Consider the following 14,125-nt stretch of genomic DNA (forward strand, 5'->3'; position numbering starts at 1 on the left):
CCCCTCCGTCGTCGTTCCACGCGGCCGGGCGCAGGCGCCGGGCGGTGGACGGCACGGAAAAGGAGAAAGGGAGAGGAGGGAGGGTCTCCGCCCGGGGGTGACGGGAGACCCTCCCTCCTCGGCGGAGGGACCTGGCTCTACGGCTGGTAGTAGTCAGGTCGCGAGGTATCAGGGCGGTGCCGGCCGGGGCGCGACTGCTGCTGCGGCGGGTGGCCGTCCTGCTGGTAGGGCTGCTGGTACGCGCCCTGCTGGTACCCGCTCTGCTGGCGCGGCTGCTGGTACATGCCTTGGTCGTACTGCTGCGGTGCCCCCTGCCGGTACTGCTGCGGGGCGGTGAACCGTGCGTACTGCGGCTGCTCCTCGGGGCGGTGCCGCGCGGGTTCGGTCCGCTCCGGGAGCCGGGCCGAGGAACCGCGCCCGCCCTCGGAGATCCCGCCCGGCCACCAGTTCCACTTGCCGAGGGCCGTCATCAGTGCCGGCAGGACGTAGATCCGGATGATCACGGCGTCCAGCAGGATGGCGGCCGCCAGCCCCACACCGAGCTGTTTGAACTCGACCATGGACAGCGTGCCGAAGATCGCGAACACTCCGACCATGACGATCGCGGCGCTGGTCACGACGCCCGCCGAGCGGGTGATGCCGTCCCGGACGGCGTCCTTGGTCGGGGCGCCGGCCAGCGCGGCCTCGCGGATCCGGCTGACCACGAAGACGTGGTAGTCCATCGACAGGCCGAACAACACGACGAACAGGAAGAGCGGCAGCCACGAGACGACCGCGCCCGAGCTGTGGAAGTCGAGGATCTTCTCCGCCCAGGTGTGCTGGAAGACACCGACCAGCACACCGAACGCGGCCGCCGCCGAGAGCAGGTTCAGCAGGATCGCGGAGATCGCGACGGCGAGCGACCGGAAGATCAGGACCATGGTGACGAAGGTCAGCACCAGGACGAAGCCCACCACCCAGGGCATTCGCTCCTCGAGATGCCCCGTGAAGTCCACACCCTGCGCCACCTTGCCACCGACCGCGCTCTCGGCGCCGGGCACGTCGGCCATCGCCTGCGGCAGCCAAGCGCGCAGCAGGTCGAGGGACTCCCGTGCTCCGTCGCTCTTCGGCTGGTACGGCGTGCCCACGTCGACGGTGTGGACCCGGTGGTCCGCCGACTCCTTGATCGTCGGCGTCGAGTCGTGCGCGAAGAGCTTGTTGTCCGCGGTGCGCTCCAGCAGGCCCTTCAGCGCCGTCCTCACCTCGCCGGCCTCCGCGGCGGGAGCGCGAACGGCGACCTGGTGCACGGTGCCCTTGCTGGGGAAGGCCGCGGTCAGCCGGTCCATCGCCTGGACGACGGGGATGTCCCGGGACAGGTCGTCGGAGCCCGGTTGCTTGAGCTTCATGTCGAGGGCGGGCACGGCCAGCAGGAGCAGCGCGCCGACGGACACCACGAGCGTGATGGCGGGCCTGGACAGCGCGGGGCGCAGCAGCGCGCGCCACATCCGGGACTCGCCGGAGCGCATGGTCAGCCGCCACAAGACGGGCACCCTCGGCTTGTCGACCCAGCGGCCCAGCTTGGCGAGCAGGGCCGGCAGCACGGTCAGTGAGGCCAGCACGGCGACCGCCACGACGATGATGGAGCCGGTGGCCAGGGACGCGAAGGTGGCGTCCTTGGCCAGGTAGAGACCGGCCATGGCCACGATCACGGTGGTGCCCGAGACGACGACGGTGTGTCCGGAGGTCTCCGCGGCGATCTCGATCGCGTCGACGTGGGACGTGCCGGCGCGGCGCTCCTCGCGTTCGCGCTTGAGGTAGAAGAGCGAGTAGTCGACGCCCACGGCCATGCCCATGAGCAGGATGACGTTGCTGACCGCGCTGGTCTCGGGCAGCACGTGGGAGGCGAGCGTGGACAGCCCGATGGCCGCGCCGACACAGGACAGCGCGAGCACCACGGGGACGCCGGCGGCGATGATCGCGCCGAACACGACGAGCAGGATCAGCAGCGTCAGCGGCAGACTGATCAGTTCGGCCTTCTCGAAGTCCGCACCGAGCGTGTCCGACAGTCCCTTGGCCGTCGAACCTGTGCCCACCTCGTCGACCCGCAGGCCCTCGTGGGCGTTCTGGACCGCCGCGCCGGCGTCGAGCAGCGGCTGGACCCGCCGGTCGGCGTTCTCCGTGTCGCCCTTCATGGTGACCGGAACCAGCAGGGCCCTGCCGTTGGGTGAGGCGATCGGGGCGCCGACACTCTCCACGCCGGAGAGCGCCTTCATCCGCTTGACGACGTCCGCCGCTGCCGCCCGACCGGCCGCCCGGTCCAGCTTCCCGCCGTCCTCGGCGGTGATCAGCACGTTCTCCTCGGCCTTCTCGGGGAAGTCGCCGGAGTGCACGATCTTGCCGGCGCGGCCCGACTCACGGACCCCCGACTCGTCGTCGCTGAGCGCGTTGGTACCCGCCGCCCCGCCCAGGAAGAGACACGCGGCGACGAACACGACCCACAGACCGATGGCGGACCACGGATGGGTGGCGCTCCATCGCGCAATCCGTACCGTTGCCGGTTTCTTTCGCACCTTGCTTCCTTCCGTTGCTGCAGCTCCGGCTCGAGAAGCCGGTGGGACTCGACGGAGGAGACGCTAGGTCCGCCGACATGCGCGTGGATACGAGGTAAACCGTCGTGGTGGCCGTTGCTTTCCGCAGGCTCAACATGCGGAAAACCGCAGCTGCGGCCCTGTGGAAACCCGCACCGAGAAACCTGCGGGAAACCGTACTGCGCTGGGAAAACCTTGACCACTAAAACTCGGGCCCGTTACGTTCGAAGCACGAATCAGCGGTACCGGAAAAACCGCGTCGTCGCTTCCCGGGTGGAATATTCGCCGATCGCGGAGTGTAGCGCGTTGAATGAACAGCGCATATTCCTTGGCAATTAGTTGCCGAGGTGCGACGAAACTCGAGGGAGAAAATGGAGACCACGATCCTCACCCGGCAGCATGTTGCCAAACTCGTCAAGGAGAGCGGCAACGATCGCTTCATGGACCGGATGATCGTCCGACTCCGGGAGGCGTTCACCGCGTCGGACACAGGTGTGAGCCCCGCCCGGGACGGATTCGTCCGCGGCCCCGGGGACACGGCCATCCTCGAGTGGATGCCGCACCATGATCCGGGACGTTCCATAACGATCAAGACCGTGGCCTACACGCCGTCGAACCCCACCACCTACCAACTGCCCACCATCATCGGATCCCTCACCCGCTACGACGATGTGACGGGCCGTCTGCTGGCGATCTGCGACGGCATCCTGCCCACCGCGATCCGCACCGGAGCCGCCTCGGCGATCGCCAGCGGACTGCTGGCCCGCCCGGACAGCCGGGTCCTGGGCCTGGTGGGCGCCGGGGCCCAGGCGGTGACCCAGGCGCACGCGCTCAGCCGGGTGTTCCCGCTGGAGCAGATCCTGGTGCACGACATCGAGCCGGCCCACGCGGGCTCCTTCGCGGACCGGGTGGACTTCCTCGGCCTCGACGTGCGGGTCGTGGGGCTCGCCGAACTGGAGGCGGCGTCGGACATCATCTGCACCGTCACCTCGGTCGGCGTCGGTGAGGGACCGGTGCTCAGCGGCGAGAACCTTCGGCCGCACGTGCACATCAACGCCATCGGTGCCGACCTCATCGGCAAGATCGAAGTGCCCAGGGCCGTGCTGGAATCGGCGTTCGTGACAGCGGACCACGTGGCGCAGGCGTTGCGGGAGGGGGAGTGCCAGCAACTGGAGGCGGCAGACCTCGGTCCCGACCTGATGTCCCTGTGCGGCGATCCGCGGACGGCGGCCGGCCGACGGGACCGGGTGACCGTCTTCGACTCGACGGGCTTCGCGCTCGAGGACCATGTCGCCCTGGACGTGTTCCTCGAACTCGCCGAGGAGGCGGGCATCGGTGACCGCCTGCAGGTGGAGCACCTGCCGGACGACGCCCTGAACCCGTATTCGTTCCAGTGACGACCCCCATGACGGCGACGACCTACCGGCCGGCGAGCCGGTACGTCGTCGCCGTCATGACTCGAGATAGCGCAGGACGGCCAGGATCCGGCGGTTGTAGCCCGTGGCGTGGGCGAGTTCGAGCTTGTCGAAGATCGTGTTGAGATTCTTCTCGACCGTGCTCATGGAGATGTGCAGCTTCTCCGAGATGGCCGCGTTGGTGTGCCCCTGGGCCAGCGTCTCCAGGACGCTGCGCTCACGTGGGGTCAGCCGGGACAGCGGGTCGCTGTGCGTCGTACGGATCACCAACTGCCGTACCACTTCCGGGTCGATGGCGGCGCCACCCGCCTGGATCCGTTCCAGCGCGTCGAGGAACTCCTCAACCTGGGCGACGCGGTCCTTGAGCAGGTAGCCCACCCGCTCCGCGTTCGAGGTCAGCAACTGGGCCGCGTAGTTGCGCTCTATGTGCTGGGACAGCACCAGAACCCCGACGCCGGGCCAGCGCTTGCGGATCTCCAGCGCGGCCCGCAGACCCTCGTCCGTGTGCGTGGGAGGCATCCGGATGTCGACGACGACCATGTCCGGCTGACAGGCCTCCACTTCCCGCAGCAGGGCGACGGCGTCGCCCACCGAGGCCAGGACCTCGTGCCCCTCCTCGACGAGCAGCCGGACCAGCCCCTCTCGCAGCAGGGTCGAGTCCTCGGCCAGCATTACGCGCACGGCAACTCCGCGGTGATCGTGGTGGGCCCCCCGGAGGGGCTGTGAACGTGCAGCCGGCCGTCCAGCGCGCCGACCCGGCTGTGCAGGCCGGTCAGTCCGCTGCCGGCGGGATTCGCGCCGCCGACGCCGTTGTCCTCGACCCGGACGACGAGGACGGGGCCGTGTGCGCGGACGCTCACGAGGATCTCGGTGGCGGCCGAGTGCTTGGCGGCGTTGGTCACGGCCTCCGACACGACGAAGTACGCGGCGGTCTCCACGGAGGCCGGCAACGGTGTAGTGAGGTCGAAGTCCATCCGGATGGGGATGCTGCACCGCTCGGACACCCCGGCGAGCGCCTCCCGCAGCCCCAGGTTGTCCAGCGCCGTCGGGTAGACCCGCCAGGCCACTTCCCGCAGCTCCGTCAGCACGTCCTGCGACTCCCGGTGGGCCTGCTCCAGCAGGCTGTCCGCCTGTTCCGGCGCACGGCCCCGACGGGCCCGTCCGAGGAGCATGGCCAGCGCCACCAGGCGCTGCTGCACCCCGTCGTGCAGGTCCCGCTCGATACGGCGGCGTTCGGAGTCCACGGCCTGCAGCACCGCGGCCCGGCTGGTCGCCAGTTCGTCGATGCGCTGCTGCATCAGCTCGCGTTCCGACGGACCGAAGTTCTCGCGTGCCAGGCGAGCGTCGAACGCCTCAAGCGACACCAGGCCCTGTACGTCGAGGAAGAGCAGCACACCGCCGAGCAGCCCCTGGGTGAGCAACTCGCGCCAGCTGAGCGCGCCCCGTGCGAGGCTCGCTACGAGCAGCCCCGCCAGGACGATGCCGAAGCCGAGCAGGCTGACGACGATGCCGGTGACCAGACCGGCGTAGGTGCGGGAGGCGAGGTAGCGCAGGATCCGGTGGTCGGGAACGGGGCGGTCGGGGAAGACCTCCCCGAAGAAGACCGAGCGACGCCGGCGTTCGAGTCCCGTCAGCCGGCGGGCCCCGGCGACCAGCGCGAGGTAGGCATGTCGTCGGGTGCGCGGCCACAGCAGCAGAGGTCCCAGAAGGGTGCCGACGACCGCGAAGTACAGCAGTCCCCCCAACGCGGTCAGACAGCCGAGCAGGATGCCGGCGGCCCGTCGTGGCAATGTCGGAGGACGCGTCACCGGAGGCTCACCTCCCGGCTGCGCGGGTCCGAGCGCCGTCGGGAGGGATCGGGTGATGAAGTCCGCCGAGTCCCCCTGCACGTGAGCCGAGACTACTGCGGCGGCGCAACCCGGGCAAGATCGTTCGATCGGAGTGAGCAGCGGACTGGTCATGACGTACGGCGGTGCTGGGCCGAGCCGCGGGAGCGCAGACGGACCACGATGTAGAGGGCCAGGGCCGCCGCGACCAGCACGAGGACGACCTTGCTGATGACCCCGACATAGGTCTCCACGAGGTCCCACTGATCGCCGAGCCAGTAACCGGCCAGGACGAGCACGGAGTTCCAGACGAGGCTGCCCAGCGTGGTGAGCAGCAGGAAGACCGGCATGGGCATGCGTTCCAGGCCGGCCGGGACGGAGATGAGACTGCGGAAGATCGGCACCATACGGCCGAAGAAGACGGCCTTGGTGCCATGCTTGGCGAACCACTCCTCCGTCCGCTCCAGGTCGGACGTCTTCACCAGTGGCAGCCTGGCCCAGATCGCGTGCATGCGCTCCCGGCCGAACAGCATGCCGATCCAGTAGAGGACGGCGGCGCCGACCACCGAGCCGAGCGTGGTCCAGAACAGGGCCGAGACCAGGCTGATGACGCCCTGTCCGGCCGCGAAGCCGGTCAGCGGGAGGATCACCTCGCTGGGCAGCGGCGGGAAGAGGTTCTCCAGGGCGATGGCGAGGCCCGCGCCGGGGCCGCCCATGGTGTCCACGAGGTCGGCTGCCCAGCCCGCGATACCGCCGGCGGGTTCCTGGGGCAGAGCCAGGGTCAAGAGGTCCATTCGAATTCTCCAGGCTGCGGGGCGCGTCGCCGCGGGCAGATGCCGCGATCCGTTGACCACGCTAGGAACCGCTGATCAGCGCCGGTATGAGGATTGCCGTCGAACTTGTGCGGTTCTCCGTACCTTCCACCCTGTGGTTTTCCGCAGGGTGGATGTGGGCGTGCGACCCGGCAGACGAGGTGGCGGCAACGAAAGTGGCACGTTGCTGCGGCCGGAAAACAGGAAGAGGAAGCCCGCATTGGCAGCAAAGTGCCAGCAGTCGGATTTCGTTGACTCGTGAATTCCGGCCTGGTTAACCTCGGTTCATCGGGCGCCAAGTCACCTGCGAGAACGGGTATTTGACGCTCCGACATGTCGAATTCAGTGCACAACACTGACAGGAGGGCAACGATGGAGAACATGGAGCAGGAGACTGCTTACGAAGTTCCCGAGCTTGTGGAGCTGGGCGACTACGACGACCTGACCAAGGGCGTCGGTTTCCCGCTGGCCGACTTCTTCATTCACTTCGACTAAGTCGAGGTCCGGCTGAAGTAAACGCGCCATGAAGCGGGTGGGGTGCGGCCTGAGCGGTGCCCCGTGACCGCGATTCGCCGCACCCCGCTCGCTCGCCCGCGGAGGAACAATGGAATCGATATCGGTACCCAACGGCTCCTGGTTCGTGGCGCTGCCGGACAGCGACGCCACGACCGTGGTCGTCGACCGGCTGCGCTCGTACGTGTCCTTCACCCACGCACACGCCTCGGGACGCCCCTGGATCATCGGATCGGGGCCCGACGCGGGGCCCGCGTCCCTCGTCCACGCGGCACACGGCGGCACCCGGCTGCTGGTGCGGGGAGTCCACTCCGTCACTGAACGGGACCTGCTGCTCTGGGCCCGGCGTATCCGGCATCTCTCCGACGTCGACCGGCTCACCGAGTCCCTGGCCGGTTCCGCCCATGTACTGGCGTCCATCGACGGTCAGGTCCGTGCGCAGGGCACCGTCTCCGGCGTACGCAAGGTCTTCCACACCACCGTCGGCGGTGTGCCGGTCGCCGCGGACCGGGCCGACCTGCTGGCCTCGCTCACCGGGGCCGCGCTGGACCCCGTCCGGCTCACGGCCCGTCTGCTGGCCATCACCCCCGCTGCGCTGATCGAACCGCTGTGGTCGGGCGTGGAAGCCGTACCGCCCGACAGCTGGCTCCACCTCGACGCCAACGGCACACCACACACCAGGAGATGGTGGCGGCCGCCGCCCCAGGAACTCGATCGGACCGAGGGGGCGCCCGCCCTCGCCCGGGCTCTCGCGGACGCCGTCGCCGCCCGCGTCCGCACGGGAGCGACCGTGGGCTCGGACCTGTCCGGCGGCCTGGACTCCACACCCATGAGCTTCCTCGCGTCCCGGGCCACGCACGCCGCCGGCGGGAAGCTCGTCACCGTGCGTATCGGGGTGGCGGACCCCACGCACGACGACCACGTGTGGGCCGAGCGCGCGCAGCGGCTGATGGACGGCGGCCATGTCACGCACACCGTGTTCCGACCGGGCGAACTCCCCGACATGTTCGCGCAGGTCGCCCAGCCGATCACGGGCCTCGACGAGCCGACCCGCTGGATCCGTCCCGTCGCCCGCCTGCGGGAGACCGCACGCCGGCTGGGCGCGGCCGGAGCGGTCGCCCACCTCACCGGCCACGGCGGGGACGAGGTCCTGCCGGTCAAGCCGAACTACCTGCACGACCTGATGCGCAGACGGCCCGCGCTCGCCAGACAACACCTGGCCGGAATGCGGGCACTGCGGCGCTGGTCGGTGTCCAGCACCGTCCAGGCCCTCGCGGAGCGCAAGCCGTACGGGCCGTGGCTCGTGGGCCAGGCCGACGACCTGGGCACTGCCTTTCCCTCCGGGAACCGGCCGCTGTTCGGCTGGGAGTACCCGCTGCGTCTGCCCCCATGGGTGAAGCGGGAGGCCGTCGCAGAACTCGCCGACCGGATTCGCGAGCGCGCCGGAGCCGCCGAACCCCACGCGCCGTCCAGGTCCGCGCACACCACCATCGACCTGGCCCGCCAACTCGGTGCCGCCGTACGGCTGGCCGAGACCGTCACCGCCGACGAGGGCGCCGTCCTTCAAGCGCCCTACCTCGACGACCGCGTCATCGAGGCCTGCCTGGCGGTGCGCCCGGAGGAACGCAGTTCCCCGTGGTCGTACAAACCACTGATGGTCGAGGCCATGCGCGACACGATGCCGGCCGAGTCCCTCGAACGGGCCACGAAGGGGGAGTTCTCGGACGACTTCTTCAAGGGACAGAAACGGCACCGTGGGCAGCTGGCCGAACTGTTCGACCAGCCCCTGCTCGCCGACCTGGGACTCATCGACGCGGGCACCCTGCGGCACATGGCACTGGCCGCCTATCCGCCAGGCCTGCCCTGGTCCGCCCTCGACGCCACCATGGCGGCCGAGAACTGGCTGCGAGCGCAGTCGCGACCGAGCACATCCGTGGGAGGAGACAACCGTGTCGATCACTCTGGCTGAAGGGGTCTCGGTCGCCGAGACCGACAGCGGAGCCGTGCTGCTCGACGAGCGGTCCGGACGCTACTGGCAGCTCAACGCCGCCGGAGCCCGCGTCCTGAACCGCCTTCTCTCGGGCGACACCCCCGCGCGGGCCGGCATCGTGGCGGCGAACGGCGCGAGCGTTCCGGCCGAGCGGACCGAGGCCGACGCGCACGCGCTGCTCGAGAAACTGCGGCAAGCGGGTCTGGTCCGCCGATGAGTACGCCCGTCGTCCTCACGGAACGCCCCCGCCTGCCCTTGCATCGCCGGCCCGTGCCCTGGCTGGCCACACTCGTCGCCCGGCTGCTCATGCACCAGCCACCCGCCCGGATCCGCAAGGTGCTGCGGCTGGTGCGCCATGGAGCACGCCCCTCCACGGCGCAGGAAGCCCTGCGCAGCCGGCAGGCGGTCGTCGCGGTGAGCGTCGCCTGTGCCGGCGAGGGGTGCGTCCAGCGGTCGATCGCCACCGCCTTGCTGTGCCGGGTGCACGGCCACTGGCCCACCTGGTGCTCGGGCGTGCGCGTGGTCCCCTTCCTCGCCCACGCCTGGGTCGAGGCCGAGGGCGAGCCGGTCGATGAGCCGTACCCGCCCGGATACCACACCGTACTGATCCGTGTCCCCCCTCGATGAACGGCTTGCCATGCAGATGACAGGACTGACCGAGTTCGGCCTCGGACTGAGGATCGAGGGATTCTCGCCGGACGACTCCGGTCCCGGCACCCTGGCCGGACCGACCGTCCGGGCACTGCTGCGCGAGTTCGGGGTCCTCCACCTCGTGGACTTCCCCGACGACGACGACGTCTACGGCGCCTTCGCGCGCCGGTTCGGCCGCCCGGAGGAGGTCTTCCCGGCCGAGCACCGGGCGCCCGGTCACCCGCACATCCGGCTCCAGACCAACGTACGGGGTGTCGGTGCCAACGCGGGCGGTCAGTACTGGCACGCCGACGGGTCGTTCGCCCGGATCCCGACGTCGGTGACGCTCCTGTACTGCCAGGAGGCACCCGCCGAGGAGGGCGAGACGCTCTTCGCGGACATGCGCGCCGCCTATCGGGCGTTGCCGGACCAGGTGAGGAAGGCGGTGTCCGGGCTGCGGGGCCGTTACCCGTGCCGCGAGATCGCCGCCCGCGACATGGACCGGGCCGTCGCGATGAAAACGGTCAGGCTGTCCGCGGAGGACCGGCGCCGACAACTGGAGCAACTGCGCGACATCAGCCGTCCCCTGGTGTCCGAGGACCCCGGAACCGGCCGCAGGGCCCTGCACCTGAACCAGCACTGGTTGCGGGAGATCGAGGGAATCGACGCCGCCGAGAGCGCGGAACTGCTCCAGCTCCTGTACGACACCGCGACCAACGCCTCACGCCTGTACCGGCATCGCTGGACCGAGGGCGACCTGCTCATCTGGGACAACGCCTCGGTCATGCACAAGGCGATCCCGGCCGCGGTGGGCCAGCGCAAGATCACCCGCCGCATCACCATCGCAGGGGAACCGTGAACCGGAGCCTCACCACCGCGGCCGACGAACTCGTCGTGGCACCGGTGACGATCACTCCGACGAAGCCGCTCACCCCCACCCACGTCAAGGGCCTGCTGTGGACGGACATCCTGGTCAAGGCGAGCGCCCGGGTCGGTGGCGTACGACTGGTCTGGAACAACCGCATGGCCACCGTCACCTCCCAGGCGGCGGCCTTCTGGCACCATCTCGACCTGACCGAGCCGCACACCGACTGGAACCGGGAGTCGGACATCCGGATCGGTGAACGGTACGTCCGCTTCCACTCCGAGCGCCGGGAGGCCGACCCGCAGGCGGTCAAGGAATGTCTGACGCGAGCCGACGAGGACGGCTGGGTCCACCCCGCCGGCCGACGCGTGCTCGACCTGTGGAGCGCCCAGCTGGACCAGCTGGGCGTCGATGACCTGGGGCGCGCCACCGACCGCCCGCTGGCCGCCACCGCGGAGGCGATGGTCGGCGCACTGGCCGGACGCGGACTGCTCGTCGACCACCGGCGCTTCGGCGGCCCCGTCCACCTCGACGGCCCGCGCTGGGGTCTGCCCCTGCGCCGGCTCATCGGTGCTGACGGGCACCCCAACTACCTGCTGCCCATCCTGCGCGAGCTGGTCCCGATGATCCGGCCCGGTCGGCTGTTCCTGCTGGTCCACGACGACGGCATCGCCGCCGACTACCTGTTGCTCGACCGCGTCCTGACCGAGTTCGGCGCCCGTACGGTACGCCTCCCACTGAGCCGTGTGCCCGTCGGCGGCGCGGCGCGATCCAGCCGGTACGGCGGCTGGAAGGGATCGACGCTCGGCGATCTCGCCGCCACGTCCGGCACGGCGGACCGGGCCGCCTACCGGCTCGGGATGCGGCTGTACTTCGCAGGCACCCTGCACCAGCGCTCGACGCAGCCGTTCCGCATGCCCCTGTTGCGCCGCTGTGTCGGGCGTGCCGCCGGCCTGCTCGACAGAGCCCCGGCCGACGGCGGCACGTCCGCAGGACTCGCGGCGACCCTTTCCCTGCTCCGAACCCAACAGGGCTACGTCGATCCGTACCGGCTGACGGCCGCCCTGCTGGGGAGACGAGCCGGTGCGCCGGCCCCCGAACTCCGGGCGATCTACACATGAACACGGCGCCGGACAAGGGATCGTCCGCCGGGGAGCCGCTGGCCCTGGCGGCGCGAACCCGCATCGCCATGGTCCACGGGGGACTGCGGGACGGGCCCGCCCCACCCGGGCTGACCGCCGCCGTCGTCGTGGCCGACCTCGACCCGGCAGCGTTCATCGCGGGCGCCGCCGACTTCGCGCTGGGGATTCCGGACACCCTGCGGGACGGCTGGTACCGCACCTTCACCAGGACCGTCTTCCTCGCGGGCCGGCCCACGAGCGTGGCGGTCCGTCACCCGCACAGCCACCTGGCGGCGACAGCGGACCTGGCCTGGTACGGTCCGGCCCGGCGCCACGAACTCGCCCCACTGTCACGGTTGTTGCGCGCATTCCATGGCCCGGCACCGGTCGACGTGCCCACCAGCCCGCTCACCGTCCCCGTCGCGGGCCCTCCATCGGGCAACGTCGCGTCGGTGACCCTCGCGACCGGTGGCGTCAGCAGCGGCGCTTACCTGGTGCACGTCCACCACCTGATCGCCGAGGGGGTGCTGCGCGGTCTGATCCGGCCCGGGGACACCCTCCGCGTCGAGCACACCGCCACCCTGGACGCCGCCCGCTTCGCCGCCGTTCTCGATCCCGCCCGCGCGGCCTCGGTCCAGACCCGGATCACCTACAGCGACACCGACCCTGACCGGCTGCGCCTGTACGGCGTGCTCACACCGACCGCTGACGAAGGAGGCCGTTGAATGGATGCCGAACGCGTGCTGGCGGAGCACCGGCGGCTCCTGGAGAGCCTGGACCGGCCCGAGGAGGTGCAACGCGATCTGTTGACCCGCGTTCTGGAGCAGAACGCGGACACCGCATTCGGCCGGGAACACGGGCTTGCCGGGGTGCGCACCGTCGACGACCTGCGCCGGGCGGTGCCGATCCGCACCCATGAGGCACTCATGCCCTGGATCGAGCGGGCCATGGACGGCGAGCCGCGGGTGCTGACCGCGGACGATCCGGTCGTCTACTTCTCGTCCAGCGGCAGTACCGGCCGGGAGAAGCACATTCCGGTGACGCGCACCTACATGCAGTGGACCTTCCTGCCCTTCTACTACGCCGGCTTCGCACCGATGCTGCGGACACTGCCCGAGGCGGCGGGGCCGAGCGGTGTGCTGAACCTGTGGCAGGACCCGACCGCACCCCGGGCCAGGACCCGGAAGGGCCAGCCGCACATCGGTGCCAGTCAGGTCGACTACCGCCGGTTCGGCGAGACCTCGGCCGTCGGACCGGGCAACGACAGCCCCTGGAGCCGCATTCCGGACGAACTGGCCGACGCCGACCCCTGGGAACGCGGCTACTACAAGCTGCGCCTCGCCGCCGAGCAGGACATCCGGGTGGTCGTCGGAGTCAACCCGGCGATGGTCGCCGGACTGCCGTACCAACTGCGCACCCTGTGGCCCCGGCTCGTCGAGGACATCAGGGCCGGCACTCTCGACGGCCGCCCGCACACCGAGCCGAACCCGGAGCGCGCCGACGAGATCGCCCGGTACGCCAAGACGTTCGGCACCGTCCTGCCGTACCACCTCTGGCCGCGTCTGAACGCCGTCCTGGTGTGGAACAGCGCGCTCGCCTCGCTCTACCTCCCCAGGGTGCGGGAGACCTACGGCCCGGGAGTGCGGACGTTCGCCGCGCCGATCGCGTCCTGCGAGGGACCGGCCGGGGTGCCGGTCGACCTGCATCCCACCGGGGCACCGCTGTACGTCCCGGGCTGCGTCTACGAGTTCGTCCCCGCGGACGGGCCGGTCACCGCCGACAGCGAGACGCTGCTCTGCACCGAGATCGAGGAAGGACAGGACTACCACCTCGTGTTCAGCCACGTCGGCGGAATGTACCGGTGCGCCGTCACGGACGTGGTGCGGGTCGTGGGCCGGGTCGGCCGCACACCACGTGTCGAGTACGCCGGACGGGACACCGTCCGCTCCGCCGCCGGAGAACGGCTGACCGAGGCCAAGGCAGTCCGCGCCCTGCGTGCCGCCTGTCACGACACCGGAGCGGAGATCCGCAACGCGACCTACCGCCTGGACACCCCGGCGGACGGCACCGCCGGGCACTACCAGGTCGCCGTGGCCTTCGCGGGCCCGCCCGTTCCGGCGCTGGCCGACGCCCTCGACGTGCGGCTGGCGCAGCAGTGCCCCGGTTACCGGTCCGGCCGCCGGTCGGGCCGGATCGCCCCGGTCGAGGTGATCACCGTGCACGAGGACGCCTTCCTGCGGGAGTGGGAACGCGCCGTGCGCGGCGGCCAACGCCCGCCCCGGGTCAAGGACCGGGTCTTCGTGCCCGCCGACGACGCCTGGGCGAGGATCGTCGCCGCCCGGCCCCTGGACGCCGCCTGATGCCGATGCCACGCCACGAAACGAGG

Annotated in this window: 13 protein-coding genes; 9 read left to right on the forward strand and 4 right to left on the reverse strand. The window is 70.5% G+C overall.

Translation table 11 applies throughout. The features are described 5' to 3' along the window. Positions 1–137: 137 nt before the first annotated feature. The gene (locus tag GRC12_RS20340) at positions 138–2,549 is read right to left on the reverse strand and encodes an MMPL family transporter (RefSeq protein ID WP_208780735.1); all 2,412 of its coding nucleotides are present in this window, start codon (positions 2,547–2,549) and stop codon (positions 138–140) included. A gap of 389 nt (positions 2,550–2,938) precedes the next feature. Between GRC12_RS20340 and GRC12_RS20345 the strand changes: the two genes are divergently transcribed. Continuing rightward, entirely contained in the window at positions 2,939–3,964 is a 1,026-nt protein-coding gene (locus GRC12_RS20345; RefSeq protein ID WP_208780736.1) for an ornithine cyclodeaminase family protein, read from the forward strand. 54 nt (positions 3,965–4,018) lie between these two features. On the opposite strand, the gene GRC12_RS20350 is transcribed toward GRC12_RS20345, so the two are convergent. From GRC12_RS20350 to GRC12_RS20360, 3 genes are all read right to left on the reverse strand, one after another. Continuing rightward, the gene (locus GRC12_RS20350; protein WP_208780756.1) at positions 4,019–4,654 is read right to left on the reverse strand and encodes a response regulator; all 636 of its coding nucleotides are present in this window, start codon (positions 4,652–4,654) and stop codon (positions 4,019–4,021) included. Beyond that, positions 4,654–5,790 carry a sensor histidine kinase gene (locus tag GRC12_RS20355; protein ID WP_308286584.1) on the reverse strand — a complete coding sequence of 379 codons (1,137 nt, stop codon included), beginning with the start codon at positions 5,788–5,790 and terminating at the stop codon, positions 4,654–4,656. The genes GRC12_RS20350 and GRC12_RS20355 overlap by 1 nt, the downstream gene beginning before the upstream one ends. Before the next feature lie 149 nt (positions 5,791–5,939). After that, a complete protein-coding gene (locus tag GRC12_RS20360; RefSeq protein WP_208780738.1) occupies positions 5,940–6,602 on the reverse strand; it encodes a DedA family protein in 663 nt (220 codons plus the stop codon). Positions 6,603–6,992: 390 nt separating this feature from the next. Here GRC12_RS20360 and GRC12_RS20365 point away from each other — a divergent pair, with 390 nt between their 5' ends. The 8 genes from GRC12_RS20365 to GRC12_RS20400 all read left to right on the forward strand — a co-directional run bounded on the left by GRC12_RS20365 (position 6,993) and on the right by GRC12_RS20400 (position 14,099). Continuing rightward, a complete protein-coding gene (locus GRC12_RS20365; protein WP_208780739.1) occupies positions 6,993–7,115 on the forward strand; it encodes a lasso RiPP family leader peptide-containing protein in 123 nt (40 codons plus the stop codon). 109 nt (positions 7,116–7,224) lie between these two features. After that, on the forward strand, positions 7,225–9,102 hold the full coding sequence (locus GRC12_RS20370; RefSeq protein WP_208780740.1) for an asparagine synthase-related protein: 1,878 nt from the start codon (positions 7,225–7,227) through the stop codon (positions 9,100–9,102). Beyond that, positions 9,083–9,340 carry a lasso peptide biosynthesis PqqD family chaperone gene (locus GRC12_RS20375; protein WP_208780741.1) on the forward strand — a complete coding sequence of 86 codons (258 nt, stop codon included), beginning with the start codon at positions 9,083–9,085 and terminating at the stop codon, positions 9,338–9,340. Before GRC12_RS20370 ends, GRC12_RS20375 begins: the two co-directional genes overlap by 20 nt. Beyond that, positions 9,337–9,750 (forward strand): lasso peptide biosynthesis B2 protein, encoded by a 414-nt coding sequence (locus GRC12_RS20380; protein WP_208780742.1) that lies wholly within the window; start codon positions 9,337–9,339, stop codon positions 9,748–9,750. Before GRC12_RS20375 ends, GRC12_RS20380 begins: the two co-directional genes overlap by 4 nt. A gap of 10 nt (positions 9,751–9,760) precedes the next feature. Next, positions 9,761–10,612 carry a TauD/TfdA dioxygenase family protein gene (locus tag GRC12_RS20385; RefSeq protein WP_208780743.1) on the forward strand — a complete coding sequence of 284 codons (852 nt, stop codon included), beginning with the start codon at positions 9,761–9,763 and terminating at the stop codon, positions 10,610–10,612. Beyond that, on the forward strand, positions 10,609–11,739 hold the full coding sequence (locus tag GRC12_RS20390; protein ID WP_208780744.1) for a hypothetical protein: 1,131 nt from the start codon (positions 10,609–10,611) through the stop codon (positions 11,737–11,739). Before GRC12_RS20385 ends, GRC12_RS20390 begins: the two co-directional genes overlap by 4 nt. Further along, the gene (locus GRC12_RS20395) at positions 11,736–12,464 is read left to right on the forward strand and encodes a DUF6182 family protein (RefSeq protein ID WP_208780745.1); all 729 of its coding nucleotides are present in this window, start codon (positions 11,736–11,738) and stop codon (positions 12,462–12,464) included. The genes GRC12_RS20390 and GRC12_RS20395 overlap by 4 nt, the downstream gene beginning before the upstream one ends. After that, a complete protein-coding gene (locus GRC12_RS20400) occupies positions 12,465–14,099 on the forward strand; it encodes a GH3 family domain-containing protein (protein ID WP_208780746.1) in 1,635 nt (544 codons plus the stop codon). It abuts the gene before it with no gap. The last annotated feature ends 26 nt before the right edge of the window (positions 14,100–14,125 follow it).

This window comes from Streptomyces griseorubiginosus, assembly GCF_017614965.1.
Taxonomy (GTDB): domain Bacteria; phylum Actinomycetota; class Actinomycetes; order Streptomycetales; family Streptomycetaceae; genus Streptomyces; species Streptomyces griseorubiginosus_B.